The following is a 19,608-nucleotide window of genomic DNA, read 5'->3' on the forward strand; positions in this document are numbered from 1 at the left end:
CATGTTAGCATGGCTCCCCGCGCGAGCCAGCAGCGGCGCGACATCCACCGGCGACCGGTCCCTACGATCTCCCGCCGCCGACTTCGCGGATCGGCCGGGTGCCGTCCCAGGTCGACGCCGCCTGACGGACCCGCTCGAAGAACGGCCCCTTGGTGCCGCTGATGTCCGAAATCTCGATCACCGTGCCCGGGTGGGCCTGGGTGTCGAAATAAGCAAAGCGTCCCCGTTCGCCGCCGATCTGGCCTTCATGGCCGATCCTGTAACCGAGCCCGAGTGCCTTGTCGTAGAGCGCCTGATAGTCGTGGCTCCAGTAGGACATGTGCTGCAGGCCCTCGTGGCCGGCGTCGAGGAACTCCTTGTACAGCGACGGCGCCTCGTTGCGCTGCTGGATCAATTCGATCTGGAGGTCGCCCGAATTGGCCAGCGCAATGCTCATCTCGACGGCAGAGTCCCGGCCGCGATGGCGAAACCAGTCGGTCCTGACGCGGTCCATGTAGTACCAGGGGCCGACACCCATCACCTCGATCCAGTGCCTCATCGCGGCGTGGATGTCCCGCACCACATATCCGTTCTGGCGCACCGCGCCGAAGATGCGGCTCATGTCCGCGCTCCTGTTCTTTGCTTATTCACGAGGGGACCTCATCCTGAGGGCCCGCCGCAGGCGGGCGTCTCGAAGGATGGCTGCATGCGAGCTGCCTGCGACGTTCCTGTTCACTTGACCTCGATGCCGGCGTCCTTGGCAACCTGCTTCCAGGCTGCGATGTCGCGGGCATTGATGTCGCGCTGCTCCTCGCCGGGCACGAATTGCGGCGTGATGCCCAGCGCGAGCAACTTTCCTTTCACCAGATCATCGCCGAGCGCCTCCTTCAGCGCGGCCGACAGCTTCTTCGCGATCGGTTCGGCAAGGCCTGCCGGCGCATACATCGCCCAGGACAGGTTGCGGTCGAACGGCACGCCCTGCTCCTTGTAGCTGGCGACGTCAGGCAGGCTCGGCGAGCGCTCGCCGCAGGCGGCCAGCGCCTTGATCGAGCCGTCCTTCACCAGCGGCGTCGCGGTCGCGACGTCGAGCGTCGCCAGCGAGATGTGGCCGCCGAGCAGGTCGCCGGCCAGCTTCGCGATGCCGTTGAACGGCACGTGATCCATCTTGATGCCGGTCTGCTGCATCAGAATTTCGGCACAGAACTGCCCGGTCGAGCCGACACCCCAGCTGCCGTACTGGACCGGCTCGCCCTTCTTGGCCAGCGCGACCAGGCTCTTGACGTCATTGGCGGCGAAATTCCTGGTCGCGACCAGCATGATCGAGGAGGTGCCGACGCGGCCGATGGTGGTGAAATCCTTGATCGGATCGTAGGGCAGCTTTGGATAGATCGCGGGGGCCAGCACATGCGTGGTCATGCCGCCGACGGTGATGGTGTAGCCGTCGTTTGGAGATGTCGCGACCATCTGCGTGCCGAGCGTGCCAGCCGCACCGGTGTGGTTCTCGATATAGATGCTCTGTCCGAGCGTCTTGCCCATCCTGTCCGCAAGCAGCCGGCCGACCACGTCACCGCCGCCGCCCGCTGCGTAGGGCAGCAGCATCTTGATCTTGTGGGTGGGGTAGGCGGCCGGATCCTCGGCAGATGCGGGCGCCGCCGCAGTCAGGATCAGCAGTGATGATGTGACGAGGCGAAGCGTCACGATGGCTTGCCGCGCGGGCAAGAGGCGGGCGAGGCGTGCCATGGCGTTGTCTCCCGATTGCTCTCCGCTTATCAACGGAGTTGAATGCCACCCGCGCGTTGCTGCGTCGCGGTCGACGATCGTCGCCTATGACATGCGAACGATCGTTCGTGCGGTTGACTAGCGAACGATCGTTCGTTAGTCAAGCCGACATGGTTGTCCATAACACCACCGCAGCGGACGAGGCCGCGCCTACAACGCGCGAGCGCATCCTCACCGAAGCGCTCAACCTGTTCGCGCAGAGTGGCTATGGCGGCGCCTCGATGCGCGAGCTGGCGCGCCGCGTCGGCATCCGCGAGAGCAGCCTCTACAACCATTTCCCCGGCAAGGCCGCGATCCTGGAGGCGATCGTGGCCGAGCACGGTCCGGCGAGTTCGGCGAGCCGGCTGGAAGAGCCGCGCTACAAGCAGCTCGCGCGCCAGCCTGCCGCGTTCTGCCGCCAGTTCGCGCTCGACCTCGTCGAGCAATGGTCCGATCCGCGCGAGCACCAGTTCCAGAAGGTCATCACCGCCGAGCGCAACCGCGTCCCCGGCATCCGCGCCAAATTCGCCGACCATTTCTACGCGCGCGAGCAAAGCCTGATGACGGATTATTTCCGCGGCTTCGCGCTGGCCGGCCTGGTGTCGACGCCGGATCCGCGCGAGACCGCCCGGCTGTTCGCGGCAGGCCTGATCTATATCCGTCTCGAGCATTATGTGATGGGCGCAGCACCTTCGCCGCGGGCGAAGGTGCTCGAGGCGATCGACCGCTATCTCGCCTTCTTCCTGTCGCTGATCGCGGCGGGCGGCGAGACCGACAACAAGAAACGAAAGCCAAAGGGAGAGAACCGTGGCAAGGCTGCCTCTGATTGATCCAGAGACGACCAGCGGCGACATCCGCGCCTCGTTCGACCGTATGCCGGTCAAGCTCAACATCTTCCGCATGATGGCCCACGCCGAGGCCAACATGATTCCGGCGATGCGGCTCGGCAACTCGATCCTGCACAAGCAGAAGCTATCTTCCGTCAACCGCGAGCTGTTGATCCTCCAGGCCGCCCAGTTGGAGGGCGGCGCCTATGAGTGGCGCCAGCACGTACCGATCGCGCTCGGCGTCGGCTGCACGCAGGCCCAGGTCAATGCGGTCGAGCTCGGCGACTACGATGCGGAGGCCTTCAGCGAGGCCGAGCGCGCGCTGCTGAACTTCGGCCGCGAGGTGGTCGAGAACGTCCGTGTGTCCGACGCAACGTTCGCTGCCATGCGTCGCCATTTCAGCGATCAGGAGATCGTGGAGTCCATCGTCGCGCTCGGCTTCTACATGATGATGGCGCGCCTCACGGAAGCGACCGAAACCGATCTCGATCCCGCCGCCGGCATGAAGGTCTATGACGGTGGCAAGAAATAAGGCGGCTGACGATGGCGGAGACCGAGAGCAAACCGGAGCGCTATGTCCGTCCGCCGAGCGCGGAATCGCTGGGTGAAGCGCCGGGCAGGGGGCGACTGAAGGGCCGCCATATCCTCATCGTCGGCGGCGGCCAGCGCGTGTTCGATGCCGTGACCGATCCGATCGGCAACGGCCGCGCCATGAGCATTCTGTGTGCGCGCGAGGGCGCGAAGGTCGCCGTGGCAGATCTCAATCACGCCTCCGCGCAGCAGACCGTCAAGCGCATCACCGACGAAGGCGGCGAGGCCTTTGCCATTGTCGCCGACGTCACGCATGAACCCGATGTTATCCGCATGATCGAGGAGGCACATCGCGCCATGGGCGGCCTCGACGGCATGGTGCTGAACATAGGCACCTTCGGCAAGACCGGCCTCGATAACGTCAGCCCGGAAGAGTGGAATAGGATTTACGACGTCAATGTTCGCGGCCCCATGCTGTGCTGCCGCGCCTCACTGCCGAAACTCGACGACGGCGGCGCCATCGTCTTCATCTCGTCGATCGCCGCGCTGAAGGCCGGATCGCAAATGGCGGTCTACGATTCGTCGAAAGCCGCACTCGGCGGCCTGATGCGCAACATCGCCCATCTCGGCGCACGCCGCGGCATCCGCGCCAATCTGGTTTATCCCGGCCTCGTCGACACCCCGAACGGCCGCGAAGCCGGCGCCGGCCGCCCCAATCGCGGCAAGGGCCACATCCCGTTCGGCCGCCAGGCCACGGCGTGGGAGATCGCCTATGCCGTGCTGTTCTTCCTGTCCGACGAGAGCGTCTACGTCACCGCGCAGACGCTCGCGGTGGATAGCGGCCTGAGCGGGATGTGAGAGGCCAAACGACATCAACCACACCCACTGACGTCATCCTGAGGTGCTCACCTTGCGATGCATTCGCATCGCAAGTGAGCCTCGAAGGATGGGCTACAGGCGCCCGCGGCCCATCCTTCGAGGCGCGCAAGGGCGCGCACCTCAGGATGACGGCGGTGCATGTGGATACGCAAACCTGTGCTTACCGCGCGTGCGATCGCGCGCGACAGATGAGGTGATCGAGCGAGATGTGTCCGGGTCCGTAGGCCATGAGGGCGAGCGCCATGGCGGCCCAGGTGAGGTGGATCGGCCAGCCGTCGGGCACCGTGAGCTCGACGACGACAGTCATGAACAGCAGCCCAAGCCCTGCGAACCGCGTGCCCAGTCCGAGCACGAGGAGGATCGGAAACATGATCTCGCCGGAGCCCGACAGGAATGCCATCACAGTCGGCGCAGGGAAGTGGTAAGGCCCGCCCGGCAGATGCAGCATGAACTCGTCGCTGAACAGCGTCACGGCGGTGTCGTTGAGCCTGAGGAAGCCGTCCCATTTGAGCAGACCTGAGCGCCAGAACGGCACCGCGAGCGCGAGGCGCAGCACGAGCAGGACCAGCGAGGGGGCGGCGATCGCCTGCACCAGCTGATTGGCCTTGTCGACGAGAAGCCAGGGCGACGGCAGGCCGCCGCCGGTCGCCATGCGTTGGTCCGTGATCATCATGCGTCTCCAGCAGCAAGCGAGGTGAATGCACCGGCCTCGATCAGGCCGGCGATGTTCGAGGCGATGTCGAAGTCGGGCGACGCATCCAGGGCTGTCGCGGCAGCTTCGCCGAGCGGCTGGCCGGATGCGAGGCAGGCAGCAAAGACGGCGCCGCCGGCGGGAAGATGCCGCACCGCGACGTCGAATTCGGGCCGTGTGATCAGCGCGTCCTCCGGCGTGGACGCATCAATGCGCTCGACGGGTGCGTCGTCGCGATTGGCGGCGAAGATCGTCACCGCAGAGTACGGCGAACGAACGATCCGCATCGCCGGATGCGGGATGAAGACGGCGTCCGCCAGACGCGCCGGGGCAATCGCGGACAACCGGTCCGGCGACAGCGGCGCGGCGTCGCCCGCATGATAGGCGTCGAGCCAGGCCCGTTCGATGCGGGCGACATCGGCAAGCCAAGGCATCGCCTGCGCATGCTCATAGGCTTCGATGAACCGGGGAAACTCGCGGCCATATTCGAACAGCAGCGGCGAGGTCGGCGGATGGCTGCGCACATGGAAGCGCGCCATGGCGCGGAAGAATTCGGCGCCGGTGATGCGCTGCACCGCCGGATAGACCGCGGCCAGCGCCTCGATCAAGCTGACGGTGACGTTGTTGCGGTAGACATCGTAGCGCCGGCTGGCGGCCTTGCCGTTCGGGCCGGTCACGATCTCAGGCGTGCCGCGTGCCGGATCCAGCAGCGCCTGCGCGAACGAGGTGGCGAAGGACGAGCCGGGCTCAGGCCGCATGACGCTCTCCTGCCATCGCGGCGGACTGATGACGGTCGAGGATCACCTGTGCGGCAGCGGCTTCCGCCTGCAGGACCGGCCAGTCCGGAATCCTGCTGTCCCATTCGATCAGCGTCGGCACCGCGCCGCGGCGCTGGATGACGATCTCGTAGAGCTTCCAGACGGCATCCGCGACCGGGCCGTCGTGGCTGTCGATCAACAGCAGATCGCCTTCGTCGTCGGCCTGCTCGGCATGGCCTGCAAGATGAATTTCCTGAACGCGTGACAGCGGGAAGTCCGCGAGATAGTCGAGCGCCGAATAGCCGTGATTGGCGGCGGAGACGAACACATTGTTGACGTCGAGCAGCAGCCCGCAGCCGGTGCGCTCTGCAATTGCGCGAATGAACTCGGTCTCGCGCATCGAGGATTCGCGGAAGGCGACGTAGGTCGAGGGATTTTCCAGCAGCAGCGGACGGCGGATTGCCTCCTGCACCTGGTCGATGTGGTCGCAGACGCAAGCCAGCGTCGCTTCGGTATAGGGCAGCGGCAAGAGATCGTTGAAGAAGCTGGTCTCATGGGTCGACCATGCCAGATGCTCGGACACCAGTGCCGGCTGATAGCGCGCGACCAGGCCGCGGAAGCGCGCCAGATGCGCCTTGTCGAGCGGCCGCGGCCCGCCGATCGACATGCAGACCCCATGCAGGGACAGCGGATGGTCGCGGCGGATTGCCTCGAGCGCGCGATGCGGCGGACCGCCGTCGCCCATGTAGTTCTCGGCGTGGACCTCGAAGAAGCCACGCCGAGGCCCTGCCGCGAGGATGGCCTGGAGATGCTCCGGCTTGAAGCTCGTCCCGGCAACGCCGCCGATGGGCGTCGCGAAACGGAGCGGCACGGCCGCAGGTCCGGTCGACTTGGTCACCGTGCTCATCGTGCTGCTCCGTTCGTGCCTGCTGGCGATGTCGAGCCGGCCCTTACACCGGCTTCAGCGAGCCCTTCTTGCCGCCCGGCAGTTCGATGCTGGTGCAGGTGCCGCCCTGCACGAATTTCCAGGCGTTGCCCTGGTAGTCGACGGTCGAGGTGCCCTGGCAGGTCGTGCCCGGTCCCGCCGCACAGTCGTTCTGGCCCTTCAGCGCGACGCCGAAGCACTTCTCCTTCTTGGCGGCGACGGCAGCCTCGGCCTCGGCCTTGGTCAGCGGGCCGGCGGTGGCGAGGGTCGCGAGCGCGGTGGATATGGCGCCGGCGAGGACGAGCGAGGTGACGGCATGCTTGGCAGACATCGAGATTCTCCTGTTCGAGATGGCATCGCCTGGCAGGCAATGCGCGCATGGTCTCCTTCGCTGCGCGCGCAGCCGGGGTTACTTGCCGGCTGCTCACAAACCCGTGAGACCGATTGGATCGGGCGCACCGCGCGGTGCGCTTGGGCCGGTATTTGCGGGCAAGCCTCGGCTCAAAGCCAATGCCTAGGGTCTATCGACACGGTAGCCGCCGCGCATTGGCGGCGGGGGCTCGTTCCTGCCAGACGTAACGGACGCGCGCTGGCGGCGTAGAGCAATGTCAGTGGCTCGAATGGACCGGCAGGAAGAGCGCGATGAAGGTTGATCCCGAACGACGGCTTCGTGCGATCGCAGGGCTGACGGTCAGCATCCGCCTCGCGGTGTCCGCGCTGGTCCTGACGGCGATCCTGCTGACGGCCGCGCTCTCCAGCCTGCTCTGGTGGCGCACGGCGGAGGCGACCAGCCGGCAGCTCGCCTCGACCATCAACGAGCAGATCGTGGCGGCGGTGCGCAAGGAGGTCTCGGCCATCGTCGACGAGGCGCGCGCCGCGCACACCGCGATCCGCACCCTGTTCCTGCAGAACGTGCTCGACACCCGCGAGGCCGACAAGCGCGAGTTCGTGTTTCTCTCGCAATTGCAGTCGCAGGCGACGATCTCCTGGGTCGCCTTCGGCTGGCCCGACGGCTCCTTCTTCGCCGCGCACAAGCTCGGCGATCGTCGCCTGGAGATGATGGAGATCTCGCTGACCGATCATCCGGGCCAGCGCCGCGTCGATGAATATGACGTGGTTCCCGGCGACATCGAATTCGCCAATCGCCGCTTCGAGCCGACCTCATTCCGCGTCGCCGATCAGGCCTGGTTCAGGGCCGGGCTCGACGCGGACGAACCGCAATGGTTCAGGGTGATGGACCACGCGACCGGCGAGCGGCCGTCGATCGCATTCGCGGGGCCGATCGACGTCTATCAGGAGCGGCAAGGCGTCCTGGCCGTCATCATCGAATACACGAGGCTTGCGCGCTTCCTGTCGCAGCTCGAGGTCGGGCGTACGGGGACTGCCTTCATCGTCGATGGCAGCGGCGAACTGGTCGCGGCACCGGACAAGGAGGCCGACGAGCTCCATGCGGCGCGCGGCGACACCTCGCTGCTGCCGCTGGCGCGCGCAGCGCTCGACAAGGCGGGGGAGGCCGGCCGTAAGGAGGCGTGGCGGAGCCGGCTCATTTCGGGCGGCGCGGCCTATGAGGTTGCGCTGACGCCGCTGCCGTTTCCCGGCTGGTCGCTCGCCACCGTGATTCCGGAGGCGGAATTTCTCGGCCCGGTCGAGACGACGTTGCACCGCCTGATCCTCGGCCTTGCCATCGGCGCCGTGCTCGCCGCGCTGGCCTCGGCGATGCTGGCGCGGTCCGTCATTGCCGCGCCGCTGTCGCGCGTCGTCGGCGAGCTCCGCCATGTCGAAGCTTTCGCGCTGGAGCAGGTCCGCCGCCATCCCTCGCGGCTCAAGGAGATCGCGAGCCTGTCCGGCGCGATCGCGGAGATGGCGGCCGGCCTGTCCGCCTTCCGCAAGTTCATCCCGGCCGATCTGGTCCGCGGCCTGCTGCGTCAGGGCGTCGAGGCGAGGCCCGGCGGCAATGTCCAGGAGCTCAGCGTGATGTTCATCGACATTGCCGGCTTCACCGGGCTGTCGGAGCGGCTGGGCGACCGCGTGGTGCCGCTGCTGTCGCGCTATCTCGACGTCACCTCGGAGATCATCGTCGCCAATGGCGGGACGATCGACAAGTTCATCGGCGACGCCGTGATGGCGTTCTGGGGTGCGCCGCAGCCGCAAGGCGATCACGCCGCGCGATGCTGCCGTGCGGCGCTCGCCTGCCGCAAGGCGGTGGAAGAGTCCGGTCTGGTCGATGATCTCGGCCAGCCGCTCGAGATCCGGATCGGCATCAATTCGGGTCGCATGCTGGTCGGCAATATCGGCTCGGAGCTGCGGCTGAACTACACCGTGATCGGCGATGCCGTGAACGTCGCCAGCCGGCTCGAAGGCGCCAACAAATCCTATGGCACGCAGATCCTGATCGGCGAGACGACCGCACGTCTGGCGCGCGGCGCCGTCATCACGCGCGAGGTCGACAGCATCGCGGTCTACGGCCGGGAGGAGGGACTGTTGGTCCACGAATTGATCGGGATGGTGGACGAAGAGGCCGTCGACGGCGGGGCGATCGGCTGGATCGCGGATTACGAGCGCGGCCTTGCCGCCTATCGCGCGCGGCGGTTCACCGATGCGCTGGCCGATTTCGAGGCCGTGTTGAAACGGCGCCGCCACGATCGTCCCGCCGAGCTGATGCGCGACCGCTGCCGGCAGCTCGCATCGGCCGCGCCCGGTGCCGCCTGGCGGGCCGTGGCGACATTGGCGACGAAATAGCGGCGTCGGAATCCATGACGCTGGCGCTCCAATCACGCGATACGCACCTCACATCAGGCACTTGAGCCCGCCGGGCGTCTATAGTAAGGATTGCATGGGTCTGCAGTTCACCCAGGCGTCACCGTCCCGCGAGGGAAGCTAAACCTGCAAGGCTCAATCGAACCGACACCAAACCTCGTGCCGCGTCGTAAGCCGGTGACCTCCGACAATCCTATCCGGATCGGCACTTTGAGGATTGGTCATGGCCAGAACTCCCATTGCCTTTGTTGCGGGCGACATCTCCGCGCTCGCGAAATCCGTGCGCGCCCAGCTTCTGGAGCGGACGTCGCCACCCGGGCACGTCGAGCTGCTCAACATTCTTGCGCGTGCGACGGGACATAAGAACTACCAGCACTTCCGGGCAGGTGCGGTCGGCAAGCCCGTGGACGACCGCGGCAGTCCCGCGCCCCGAGCCGATGCGGTCGATCTGAAACGCGTGCAGCGCGCGGCGCGCCATTTCGACGATCACGGCAGGCTGCTGCGTTGGCCGGCCCGTCACAATTTGCAGCAGCTGAGCCTCTGGGTGTTGTGGGCCGGCTTCCCGCCGCGGTGCAGTCTGGCCGAGGCGGAAGTGAAGACGCTGTTGAATCGTCAGCACGCTTTTGCCGACGATGCCTTGCTCCGCCGCGCGCTATGCGATCACGGTCTGGTCGCTCGCACCGCCGATGGGCGAGCGTATCGCAGGATCGAGCGTCGGCCTCCGATGGAGGCGGCCGCGCTCCTGCGACATCTCAAAGCCAACGCATCCGGCCGACCGGAGGCTGCGCCATGACCGCAAGTCCTGACGTATTGGCTCTCGCCGGGCCTGCTCCGGTTTGGGTGCAGACCTCCCGCGGGACAGTCCAATGCGCAATCGCGGGCGAGGGGGCTGCCATCCTGGCCATCCATGGCGGCATGGGCGGCCACGACCAGTCGTGGCTGCTGGCGCGCGCCCTCGCCATGACGCTCAGAGACAAGCGGGTGGTGGCCGTGTCCCGCCCGGGCTATCTCGGCTCGCGCCTCGCGCTCGGCGCCTCGCCCGACGAACAGGCTGATGTCTATGGAGCGCTGCTCGACGCGCTCGGGATTGCGAACGCGGCGGTGGTCGCGGTTTCCGCCGGCGGTCCCTCGGCGCTGCAATTCGCAGCACGGCACCCCTCGCGCTGCCGCTCGCTCGTGCTGGTATCGGCCTGCACCCGACAATTGCAAACGCCGCCGGAGGTAGAAGCGCGCCTGCGCCTGATGCGCCACCTTGCGCGCCTTCCCGGACTGCCTCGCTTGCTGAAGTGGCGGGCTGAACGCAATCCGCAGGCCGGCGCCCGCCGCGCCATTCCCGATGAGGCCATGCGCGAACGCACCCTTCGCCATCCCGAGGCCGGTCCGCTGTTGCGCGCCTTGCAGTCGAGTGTGTTCGAGCATCTGTCCGCCCGGCTGCCGGGGACCGTCAACGACATCGCGCAGTTTGCCGCGCTGGAACGCTTGCCCGCGGGATCGATCTCGGCGCCCACTCTGGTCGTGCACGGACGCGCGGACAATGTCGTGCCGTTCTCGCATGCCGAGAACGTCTGCCGGGCCATCCCGCAGGCGAAGCTGCTGGCGCTCCCCGACGGCGGCCACGTCTCGCTGTTCACGCATCTGGACTTGGTGCGCAAGGAGGCCGAACCGCTCCTTGACGCGCGCGAACACGCTCCGTCCCTTCATCGCACCGAGACTCTCCCATGAAGGCGACATTGCTTAGACCCGAAGACTACACCCGCTCGCCCTGGAAGAACGGCGGCGGCATCTTCACCGACATTGCGGGCGCCTGGCGCGCCGACGCGGCGGCGAGGGATTGGAGCAGCCTGCTGTGGCGCTTTGCCAGCACGCCGATCGTGGCACCCGGCCCGTTCTCGCATATGCCCGGCATCGACCGGCTCCAGATGGTCGTCAATGGGCGCGGGCTGGTGCTGAAGTCGCCGACGCAGGAGTTCGACGAGCGTGAACCTTTTACGACGGTGCGCTTCACCGGCGAGATGGAGATCGTGACCGCGCTCGAACAAGGCCCGGTCGAGGTCGTGAACCTGATGGCCCGGCGCGGTGCGGCGGAGATCGAGCTCGTGGCGCTCAGGGAGCCCGGCGAGAGGCGGCTCGCCGCCGGCACGCATCTGGTCTACGCCGCGCACGGCGATTGCCGCATCCGCCTCGATGGCGAGGAATTTTCACTTTCGCACGAAGACACGCTGAAGGTGGAGCTCGCCGCGGTCTCGCAGCTCGCGCTGGTGTCGGGGCTGGCGGTGCTGGGCTCGGTCCGGCTTCTCGGCTAGGCGGCATCGGCTCCGACAGCCCGATGCGCACAATCCATGCAACTGGCCAGGTTGACGCGGCGAAGCCGGGGCACGATATCTGCCCTGATGCAGGCCACAGCTGAAAGGGGCAGGATATGAACGTACCGACCGACAATGCCCCCACGCAAGCCGACGGTGTCGTGGACTGGCTGACCAACGGCACGCGCGACGAGCGCTTCATCGACGACATTTTTGCGCAGATGTGCATCCGCCTCCAGCAGGCCGGCATTCCGCTCAAGCGGGCGACGCTTCACGTCCAAATCAATCATCCGCAATGGCTCGGCGCCCGCATGATTTGGTCCGACGGCATGAAGGGGGCCGAGATCGCGCGGGTCGACTACGACGTTCGCGAGCGGTCCGAGTACATCGGAAGTCCTGCCAACGAGATCCATGAGGGAGCCGCCGAGCTGCGCGAGAATCTCGAGCGCGATCCCGCGCTCGGCCGCAAGCACGCTCTCTACGACGAGATGCGAGCCAACGGCTTGACCGACTACATCGCCTGGCCGCTGTACCACACGCTCGGCAAGCGCCACATCGTCACCTTCGCGACCGACCGGCCCGGCGGTTTCGACCCGGCGCATATCGCCGCCCTCAAGAAGCTCCTGCCGGTGCTGGCGCTGGTCAGCGAGATCCGTATCAAGAACCGCCTGGCGCGCACCCTGCTGGAGACCTATGTCGGCTCCCATGCCGGCGAGCTCATCCTGGCCGGCGCCACCCGGCGCGGCACCGGCACGACGGTGCGCGCCGCGATCATGATTTGCGATCTCAGGGATTTCACCAAGATTTCCGACAACTGGCCGCGCGACGACGTTATCGATCTGCTCAACGATTATTTCGACGCGATGTCGGAGCCGATCGCGCGACACGGCGGCGAGATCCTGAAATTCATCGGCGACGGCCTGCTCGCCATCTTTCCGCTTCAAGATCCCAACGCCTGCGCAAACCTGCTCCATGCCGTCACCGAAGCCCGTCTGGCCATGGCCGCCCTGAACGAGCGGAACAACGCGACCGACCGCGCGCCGCTGAACTACGGCATCGGCGTCCATGTCGGCGACGTCATGTACGGCAATATCGGATCGGCCAGCCGGCTCGACTTCACGGTGATCGGCCCCGCCGTCAACATGGCCTCGCGCCTCGAAGCGCTGACCAAGCAATTGGGACGGAAGGTGCTGCTGTCGCGCGACTTTGCGGAGCTGGTGCAGCCGAAGTTCGAGCTGGAGCACGTCGGCAAGCACGAGGTGCGTGGCTTCAGCGATCCGATCGAGCTGTTTGCGTATCACGGCTGAGGCTGGCATGCCGGGCGATACAAGCCGCGGCCGAAGGCGAGCTTCCGAACCGAGGCTCGTCTGTTGCAAACGCGGGAATGTGCAACTACGCTTCGCCGCGGCCAGCCCATGGTCCTGCGATCAGCTGTACACATGCCCAAATTTCTTCGCATCGGAGTCCATCAGTCGAACGTATCGGGGTACACGTCGAAGGCGTGGTGTGTCCGGCGGGTTGGTTCGGCGGTCTTCCTGAAGTGGGGCGCCGTGGAGGTTCATGGCGCCGGCGATGGGCGAAGGGTCTACTGGGCGCGGGTGCCGCAGGAGAAGACGATACGCTGCGGCACGGCGCAGCGCGCCCAGGACTACACCAAGGCAGCGATCGCCCGGCGCCGCAATCATCGCTACGAACCGCTGACTGGGCCGATCGCGCCCCGGCGCCGATCAGCCGAACGCGGCGCCGAGCTCAAGCAAGCGCTGGCCACGATCCTGATCGTCGACATCGTCGGCTCCACCGCAAAAGCCGCCAAGCTCGGCGATGCGCGCTGGACCAAGATCATGGGCCACTATTATGCCGCCGTGCGCAAGGAATTGAAGAGCTCGCGCGGCAAGGAAGTCGTGACGACGGGTGACGGCGTGCTGGCCACGTTCAGGAAACCGGACGCCGGCATCGCGTGCGCGACCGCTATTCAGAAGGCCATGCGCACGCTGGGCCTCGAGATCCGGATCGGCTTGCACGCCGGCGAATACACCATCAGCGGCGGCGAGATGGTCGGCCTTGCCTTTCACATCTGCACCCGCGTCGCGGCGAAGGCGCGCCCCGGCGAGGTGCTGGTGTCGAGCGCGGTCAGGGAGCTGATGAAGATGCAGTCTGCGGTCAGCCTGAAGGATCACGGCGTGCACCGGCTCAAGGGCGTGCCGGAACGGTGGAGGCTGTGGCGGGTCGAGGGGTGAGGGCCGCCGCCGTCACCTCATCTGCACCACGACCTTTCCCTTGGCTCGTCCCTTTTCGAGATAGGCAAGCGCCTGTTTTGCCTGGTCGAACGGAAAGACCTTGTCGACCACCGGCCGGATGCGCTCGGCTGCGAGAAGCGCGCCGATCTCGGCGAGTTGCCCGCCGTCGGGATGCACGAACAGGAACGAATATGTCGCGCCAGCCTTGCGGGCCTTGCGAATGATCTTCCGGCTCAGCAAGCCGAACAGCAGCACCATGAAGACATTCATCCCCCGTCCGCGCGCGAACGCGGCGTCCGGCGGGCCGACGAGCGAGGCAATCCTGCTGCCCGGCTTCAGAATCCGAAGCGACCTCTCGATCGTATCGCCCCTGACCGTCCCAAGCACGGCGTCGTAACCGCGCAGCACGTCCTCGAATGGCTGTCTCTTGTAGTCGATCACCTCGTCAGCTCCGAGGCTGCGCACCAGGTCGACATTTCCGGTGCTGGTCGTCGTCCCGACTTTCGCTCCGAGATGTTTCGCGAGCTGGATCGCAAAAGTACCAATGCCGCCGGCGCCCGCGGGGATGAACACCTTCTGCCCGGGCGTGAGGCCGATCCTCTCCTTGAGCGCCTGCCAGGACGTCAGGCCGACCATCGGGATCGAGGCCGCCTGCACGAAGTCGAGGTTTGCCGGCTTGAGCGCTGCGGCATTCTCCGGCACGCGCGCGAACTCGGCGAGTGCGCCGGTGCCGAGGTCGAAGATGCTGGCGAAGACGGCGTCACCCGGCTTGAAGCGGGTCACGCGGCTTCCCACCTCGACGACCACGCCTGCGAGGTCACTGCCGAGCGTGGCAGGCAGATCGAACTTGAGGATGGGCTTGAATGTTCCCTTCGGGATCATATTGTCGATCGGGTTCAGGCCCGCGGCGTGAACCTCGACCAGAATTTCGTTCGGTGCGGGCTTCGGCCGGGCGATGTCGGCCAGCTCCACCTGATCGGGCTTGCCGTATCGCTTGAAGATCAGAGCTTTCATGTTTTCCTCTCGGCCGAAATGTTCTTCGCGCTCGCAGAGCCGCGGGCTGCCGGTGCCGGTTGTCGCCGTCAGAAAGCCCGGGCGGTGCGGGTGGGCCCTGCCGCCGGCATATCGAGCCGCAGGTCTTTTCGAAGCCCGGCATCCACCAGGCTCGCAGGCGCAAATCGGCGAAGCAATCGCAGGCGCTTCGCCAGCTTGCCGGCGGAATATCGGAGTTTTGGCCGCGCTGCGCTCGCCGCCTCCAGCACGGTCTCGGCCACGACGCCGGGCTGTTCGGCCGTCGCCATCACCTCATTTACCCGCCTGGTCACGCCGGTGCGCGCCTCGTGATAGGCGTCGAGCCTGGCGTCGGGCTCCATGAAGTTCGCATCGAATGGCGTCTTGGTGTAGGCGGGCTCGACGACCGAGACCCGGATGCCCCTCGTGCGCAGCTCATGGTCGAGCGATTCCGAATAGCCGGCCACCGCGTGCTTGGTCGCGGCATAGAGCGCGCCATAAGGCATCGGCAGAAAACCAAGCACCGAACCGATGTTGACGATGCGCCCATGGCCCTGCTGGCGCATGTGCGGAACGACGGCGCGCGTCATCCGGACCAGTCCGAAGAAGTTCGTCTCGAAGATCGCTCGTGCCTGCTCGATCGAGCTCTCTTCCGCGCCGGCAGGAGCGACGCCGAAACCGGCATTGTTCACCAGCAGGTGGATGCCGCCCTCGCGCCGCATCAGCTCGCTGACGGCGGCTTCCACCGACTCGTCGCGGGTGACGTCGAGGGCCAGCATCTCGAACGCTTGGTTGCGGACCTGTGCCCCCCGTCTGCTGGTGCCGTAGACCTTGTAGCCGGCCTGCGCGAGCCGCGCCGCCGTGGCTTCGCCGATCCCGGACGAGGCGCCGGTCACGAGCGCGACCTGGGGTTTTATCTTGTTCATGGGCTGGTCTCCGACGCGGCCACTGGATGCGAAATGTTTTGATTACGATCGTAACTAATGATATACATGACGATCGTAATGATAATTGTCAAGGGCCCGAGGCCCGAGGACCAGTCTGATGCGCGTTTCGAAGGAACAGGCCGCCCAGAACCGCGAGCGCATTCTCAATGCCGCCTCCCGCTTGATGCGGGAGCGCGGCATCGCCGGCGTCGGTGTCGACGCCCTCGCCGAGGCGGCCGGGATGACTCACGGCAGCCTGTACAGTCAGTTCGGCTCCAAGGAGCGGCTGGTCGAGGAAGCGGTCGCCCATGCGATCAGCGCCAAGGGAAAGGAATTGTCCGAGGGCTTCGCCCTCGACGACTACGTGTCGGAATACCTCTCGCCGGCGCATCGCGACGCTCCCGCCAGCGGCTGCCCCTTTGCGGCGCTGGCGTGCGAGGTGTCACGCCAAAGCAGCGGCGTGAAGGAGCGTTTCACCGCCGGCTTGCGAGGCGTGATCGCGCTGCTGAGCAGCCGCCTGCCGTCCGGCTTGAAGCCGCGGCAGCGCGACGACCAGGCGATCGTAGCGACCGCCGCCCTGGTCGGCGCTCTCGTGCTCGCCCGCGCGGTGAACGATCCCAAGCTGTCGGACGACATTCTTCGCGCGACGCGGAACGCAATATTGAAGTGAAATACGCGTTCGACCCAGGGAGACGTAACTTCGAATAACGGCCGCGCTGCATCGCCGCGCACACGGGCCGATGGCGAGTGCCAGAGCAATGATCAGGACCAAGCTCGGCCTGTTCCCGGTTGGGAACTGCGGCGATTCCCTTTCCTCCGACAATTGCAGCAGCGGCGTTAAGGTCGAGGACACCAAGCGCCTTTACGGGTCCTTCGCCTCTCTGCCCTAGCCTTCGCATGGGTGGGGCGACATTGATGGGCTTCTTCGCGCGGCTTCGTGATTTTTTCTCGGTGGGCGATACGACCGATCCGCTCGGCCGCTCGTTGCTCGTCGAGCAGTTCCGCGTGCTCCGCAAGCAGGTGCCGGTTCTCTATGCCGCGCTTCTGGTCAACAGTATCAGCGTTGGACTGCTTCTTCCGAACACGGTCTCGGCATGGCTGCGATTTGCCTTGCCAGCCGCTCTCCTGGCGGCCTGTCTGTTTCGGCTGGCGCAGTGGCTGCGGCTGAAGAAGGCCGATTTCACCGCCGAGGAGGCCTACCGAGAGCTCGCAAGGGTTCGTCTCGCCACGGTGGTGCTCAGCTCCAGCTTCGTGATCTGGATCCTGGCGCTGTTCATGGTGGTCGATCCCGGTCTGCGTGTGTCGGTCTCCCTGCTGCTCTTCATGGGCTGCGTCGGGACTGCCTACTGCCTCGGCAGCTTCCCGCCGTCGTCCCGGCTGACGATGCTGATTGCCGGCGCACCGATCGCGACGCTCCTGCTGCTGTCCGGCGATGGGATGCTGGTCTCGGTCGGGATCAATCTGCTGGCGCTGCTCGTCCTGCTCGCCCGGATGATCAACACCAATTTCCGCTCCTTCGTGAAGCTGGTCGAGACCCACGGACGGCTGTCCGAGGAAGGCGATCGCGCCCGGGCCGCAGAGCAGACCGCGACCGCGTTCGCGGAGCGCTTCGACAGGGCGCTCAACAACATGTCCCAGGGGCTCTGCTTCTTCGATGCCGATCAGCGCCTGATCGTCTGCAACCGGCAGTATCTCGAGGTCTACGATCTCGACCCGAAACTGGTCCGGCCGGGCATGAAGCTGAACGAGATCGTCGATCTCCGCTATTCGGCCGGCAGCGCCCCGAAGATGTCGAAGCAGGATTATCTGGCCTGGCGCAACAGCGCTCCGGTGAGCGCCGAGAACTCGGATACGACCGTGGAGCTCACCAACGGGCGGATCGTGCGGATCCGGCATCGCCCGATGGGAGAGAAGGGCTGGGTCGCAACCCACGAGGACATCACGGAGCGCCATCGCACCGAGAGAGCGCTGGCGGAAGCCAAGAGCGCGGCCGAGCAGGCCGAAGCTGCCGCGCGCGCCGCGCACACCCATCTGACCGAAGCGCTCGATGTGGTTCCCGAAGGACTTGCCGTCTTCGACAAGGACGACCGTCTGGTTCTCTGGAATCGTCAATACGCCGAGTTCTACGCGGCCAGCCGGGATGCACTTGCCGCCGGCACGCCGTTCGAAACCATTCTTCGAACCGGATTGGCCGGGGGACAATATCCGGACGCCGCGGGGCGGGAGGAGGAGTGGCTTACCGAGCGCCTCGCCCACCATGCGCTGCCCCAACACTCGCACGAGCAGCATCTGGCGGGTGACCGCTGGGTTCGCGTCGAGGAAAGACACACCAGCGACGGAGGAAGCATCGGGGTCCGGATCGACATCACCGACCTCAAGCGCCGCGAAGCCTCCTTCCGCCTCCTCTTTGAAGAGAACCCGCTTCCGATGTGGGTGGTCGATGCGAAGACGCGTCGGCTCATCGCCGTAAATGGTGCGATGTGCAGGCATTACGGCTATTCCCGCCAGGATCTCCTCGCCATGTCCGAGCATCAGCTCGCCTCTGCGGAGCAGCAGGCGGCGGCCGAATGCGACTGCGAGTTGCACAGGACGGCCGACGGCGAGGTGATCGAGGTCGTGATCGAATCCCGGCCGCTGGTCTATGACGGGCGGTCGGCCCATGTCTGCGTCGGCTTCGACGTGACGGAACGGAACAGGGCTCAGCAGAGGGTGAGCTATCTCGCCGGTCACGACGCGCTCACGGAGCTGCCCAACAGGGCCGCCTTGGGCCAACATCTCTCCGCCGCGATCGAACGCGCCGAGATCACCGGTAGCGCCTTCGCCGTGCTCTGCATCGATCTCGACCATTTCAAGGCGATCAACGACCGCTTCGGTCACGCCGTCGGCGACGCCGTGCTGCGCGAGGCCGCAAGGCGCCTGCAGGAGGTTTCGCAAGGATCCTACGTGGCGCGCGTCGGCGGCGACGAATTCATCGGCATCATCGATCAAGCGCCGCTGCCGGCAACCGCGGAGCTGCTCGCCACCAGGATGCGGGCCCAGTTCGAGCAGCCGATCGAGGTCGACGGCCATGCCCTGAAGATCGATCTCTGCGTCGGCGTCGCGCTATATCCGAGAGATGCCGGCGATTCCGTTGCACTGCTGGCGAACGCGGATGCCGCCCTCTATCGCGCCAAGCATGAGGGCAGGGGAGCCATCCGCCTGTTCACCAGCGCGATGGACCAGCAATTGCGCGACCGCCGCGAGCTGGAGCACGATTTGCTGGCCGCGGTGGAGCGGGGTGAACTCTATCTGGAGTACCAGCCGCAGCAGCATCGCGATGGCACGGTGATGGCCTACGAGGCACTGGTGCGCTGGCGGCATCCGGTGCGCGGGATCATCCCGCCGGGCGAGTTCATTCCGATCGCGGAGCGAAGCGGCTCCATCGCGCAGATCGATGATTGGGTCCTGAAGGAGGCGTGCAGGGAAGCGGCATCATGGGATCAGCCGCTGCGGGTGGCCGTCAACGTCTCGGCGGCCCAGTTCCGCCGGGAAAACCTCGACCGGCAGGTCCGCCGGTCGCTGCGCGACAGCGGGCTTCCGGCCGCGCGGCTCGAGCTCGAGATCACCGAAGGCGTCCTGATCGAGGACATGCCGCGCGCCAAGCGGACCATGCAGTCGCTCAAGGCACTCGGCATCCTGATCGCCCTCGACGATTTCGGAACGGGATACTCGTCGCTGTCATATCTCGAAGCGTTTCCACTGGACCGCATCAAGATCGACCGCTCCTTCGTCGCCTCGCTCGGCCAGAGCGATCGCTCGCTCGCCATCGTCAGGGCCGTGATCGGCCTCGCCCACGGGCTCGGGGTGCCGGTCCTTGCCGAAGGTATCGAGACGGAGAAACAGATGTCGCTGCTGATGCAGGAAGGCTGCGACGAGATGCAAGGATATCTGATCGGGCGGCCGCGGAGCCTCGTGTCCTCCCGGCCAAGCAAAAACGCCTCCAGGCGAGCGGCTTCCTGAACGGCGGAAAGGGCAGTGCGGCGCGCT

The 19,608-nt window shown here is 66.2% G+C and carries 19 protein-coding genes; 11 read left to right on the forward strand and 8 right to left on the reverse strand.

Features of this window, described 5'->3' with window-relative positions:
* Nucleotides 1-61 precede the first annotated feature (61 nt).
* Both E4K64_RS20170 and E4K64_RS20175 read right to left on the reverse strand, forming a co-directional pair.
* The gene (locus E4K64_RS20170) at nucleotides 62-601 is read right to left on the reverse strand and encodes a VOC family protein (protein ID WP_135165083.1); all 540 of its coding nucleotides are present in this window, start codon (nucleotides 599-601) and stop codon (nucleotides 62-64) included.
* 110 nt (nucleotides 602-711) lie between these two features.
* Nucleotides 712-1,677, reverse strand: coding sequence for a tripartite tricarboxylate transporter substrate-binding protein (locus tag E4K64_RS20175; protein WP_167772162.1), 966 nt, complete (start codon nucleotides 1,675-1,677; stop codon nucleotides 712-714).
* A 191-nt stretch (nucleotides 1,678-1,868) separates the two neighbouring features.
* On the opposite strand from E4K64_RS20175, the gene E4K64_RS20180 reads away from it, so the two are divergent.
* Genes E4K64_RS20180 through E4K64_RS20190 form a run of 3 tightly spaced genes read left to right on the forward strand, consistent with a single transcriptional unit; the run spans nucleotide 1,869 to nucleotide 3,953 of the window.
* Nucleotides 1,869-2,567, forward strand: coding sequence for a TetR/AcrR family transcriptional regulator (locus tag E4K64_RS20180; RefSeq protein ID WP_135165085.1), 699 nt, complete (start codon nucleotides 1,869-1,871; stop codon nucleotides 2,565-2,567).
* Complete coding sequence (locus E4K64_RS20185; RefSeq protein ID WP_135165086.1) at nucleotides 2,545-3,096, forward strand: carboxymuconolactone decarboxylase family protein; 552 nt, start codon at nucleotides 2,545-2,547, stop codon at nucleotides 3,094-3,096. Before E4K64_RS20180 ends, E4K64_RS20185 begins: the two co-directional genes overlap by 23 nt.
* 11 nt (nucleotides 3,097-3,107) lie before the next feature.
* Nucleotides 3,108-3,953, forward strand: a complete 846-nt coding sequence (locus E4K64_RS20190) for an SDR family NAD(P)-dependent oxidoreductase (protein WP_135165087.1) — start codon at nucleotides 3,108-3,110, stop codon at nucleotides 3,951-3,953.
* Nucleotides 3,954-4,134: 181 nt separating this feature from the next.
* Here the strand turns inward: E4K64_RS20190 and E4K64_RS20195 are convergent, their stop codons facing one another.
* The 4 genes from E4K64_RS20195 to E4K64_RS20210 are packed head-to-tail and all read right to left on the reverse strand — an operon-like array spanning nucleotide 4,135 to nucleotide 6,679.
* Complete coding sequence (locus tag E4K64_RS20195) at nucleotides 4,135-4,644, reverse strand: DoxX family protein (RefSeq protein WP_135165088.1); 510 nt, start codon at nucleotides 4,642-4,644, stop codon at nucleotides 4,135-4,137.
* Complete coding sequence (locus tag E4K64_RS20200; RefSeq protein ID WP_135165089.1) at nucleotides 4,644-5,423, reverse strand: HvfC/BufC N-terminal domain-containing protein; 780 nt, start codon at nucleotides 5,421-5,423, stop codon at nucleotides 4,644-4,646. The genes E4K64_RS20195 and E4K64_RS20200 overlap by 1 nt, the downstream gene beginning before the upstream one ends.
* A complete protein-coding gene (bufB, locus tag E4K64_RS20205; protein ID WP_135165090.1) occupies nucleotides 5,413-6,330 on the reverse strand; it encodes an MNIO family bufferin maturase in 918 nt (305 codons plus the stop codon). The genes E4K64_RS20200 and bufB overlap by 11 nt, the downstream gene beginning before the upstream one ends.
* 43 nt (nucleotides 6,331-6,373) lie before the next feature.
* Nucleotides 6,374-6,679 (reverse strand): BufA1 family periplasmic bufferin-type metallophore, encoded by a 306-nt coding sequence (locus E4K64_RS20210; protein WP_135165091.1) that lies wholly within the window; start codon nucleotides 6,677-6,679, stop codon nucleotides 6,374-6,376.
* Nucleotides 6,680-6,990: 311 nt separating this feature from the next.
* Here E4K64_RS20210 and E4K64_RS20215 point away from each other — a divergent pair, with 311 nt between their 5' ends.
* From E4K64_RS20215 to E4K64_RS20240, 6 genes are all read left to right on the forward strand, one after another.
* Entirely contained in the window at nucleotides 6,991-9,087 is a 2,097-nt protein-coding gene (locus E4K64_RS20215; RefSeq protein WP_135165092.1) for an adenylate/guanylate cyclase domain-containing protein, read from the forward strand.
* Nucleotides 9,088-9,328: 241 nt separating this feature from the next.
* On the forward strand, nucleotides 9,329-9,898 hold the full coding sequence (locus E4K64_RS20220; RefSeq protein ID WP_135165093.1) for a DUF2087 domain-containing protein: 570 nt from the start codon (nucleotides 9,329-9,331) through the stop codon (nucleotides 9,896-9,898).
* Entirely contained in the window at nucleotides 9,895-10,827 is a 933-nt protein-coding gene (locus tag E4K64_RS20225; RefSeq protein WP_135165094.1) for an alpha/beta fold hydrolase, read from the forward strand. Before E4K64_RS20220 ends, E4K64_RS20225 begins: the two co-directional genes overlap by 4 nt.
* On the forward strand, nucleotides 10,824-11,408 hold the full coding sequence (locus E4K64_RS20230) for a HutD/Ves family protein (protein ID WP_135165095.1): 585 nt from the start codon (nucleotides 10,824-10,826) through the stop codon (nucleotides 11,406-11,408). Before E4K64_RS20225 ends, E4K64_RS20230 begins: the two co-directional genes overlap by 4 nt.
* 116 nt (nucleotides 11,409-11,524) lie before the next feature.
* Nucleotides 11,525-12,715 (forward strand): adenylate/guanylate cyclase domain-containing protein, encoded by a 1,191-nt coding sequence (locus tag E4K64_RS20235; protein ID WP_135165096.1) that lies wholly within the window; start codon nucleotides 11,525-11,527, stop codon nucleotides 12,713-12,715.
* Nucleotides 12,716-12,847: 132 nt separating this feature from the next.
* Complete coding sequence (locus E4K64_RS20240; protein ID WP_135165097.1) at nucleotides 12,848-13,645, forward strand: adenylate/guanylate cyclase domain-containing protein; 798 nt, start codon at nucleotides 12,848-12,850, stop codon at nucleotides 13,643-13,645.
* A gap of 12 nt (nucleotides 13,646-13,657) precedes the next feature.
* On the opposite strand, the gene E4K64_RS20245 is transcribed toward E4K64_RS20240, so the two are convergent.
* The gene (locus tag E4K64_RS20245; protein ID WP_135165098.1) at nucleotides 13,658-14,659 is read right to left on the reverse strand and encodes an NADP-dependent oxidoreductase; all 1,002 of its coding nucleotides are present in this window, start codon (nucleotides 14,657-14,659) and stop codon (nucleotides 13,658-13,660) included.
* Between the two features lie 68 nt (nucleotides 14,660-14,727).
* Nucleotides 14,728-15,582, reverse strand: coding sequence for an oxidoreductase (locus tag E4K64_RS20250; protein WP_135165099.1), 855 nt, complete (start codon nucleotides 15,580-15,582; stop codon nucleotides 14,728-14,730).
* Nucleotides 15,583-15,700: 118 nt separating this feature from the next.
* Here E4K64_RS20250 and E4K64_RS20255 point away from each other — a divergent pair, with 118 nt between their 5' ends.
* On the forward strand, nucleotides 15,701-16,252 hold the full coding sequence (locus tag E4K64_RS20255; protein ID WP_126260066.1) for a TetR/AcrR family transcriptional regulator: 552 nt from the start codon (nucleotides 15,701-15,703) through the stop codon (nucleotides 16,250-16,252).
* A 245-nt stretch (nucleotides 16,253-16,497) separates the two neighbouring features.
* Complete coding sequence (locus E4K64_RS20260; protein WP_135165100.1) at nucleotides 16,498-19,581, forward strand: EAL domain-containing protein; 3,084 nt, start codon at nucleotides 16,498-16,500, stop codon at nucleotides 19,579-19,581.
* Nucleotides 19,582-19,608: the final 27 nt, after the last annotated feature.

The organism is Bradyrhizobium frederickii (genome assembly GCF_004570865.1).
Taxonomy (GTDB): domain Bacteria; phylum Pseudomonadota; class Alphaproteobacteria; order Rhizobiales; family Xanthobacteraceae; genus Bradyrhizobium; species Bradyrhizobium frederickii.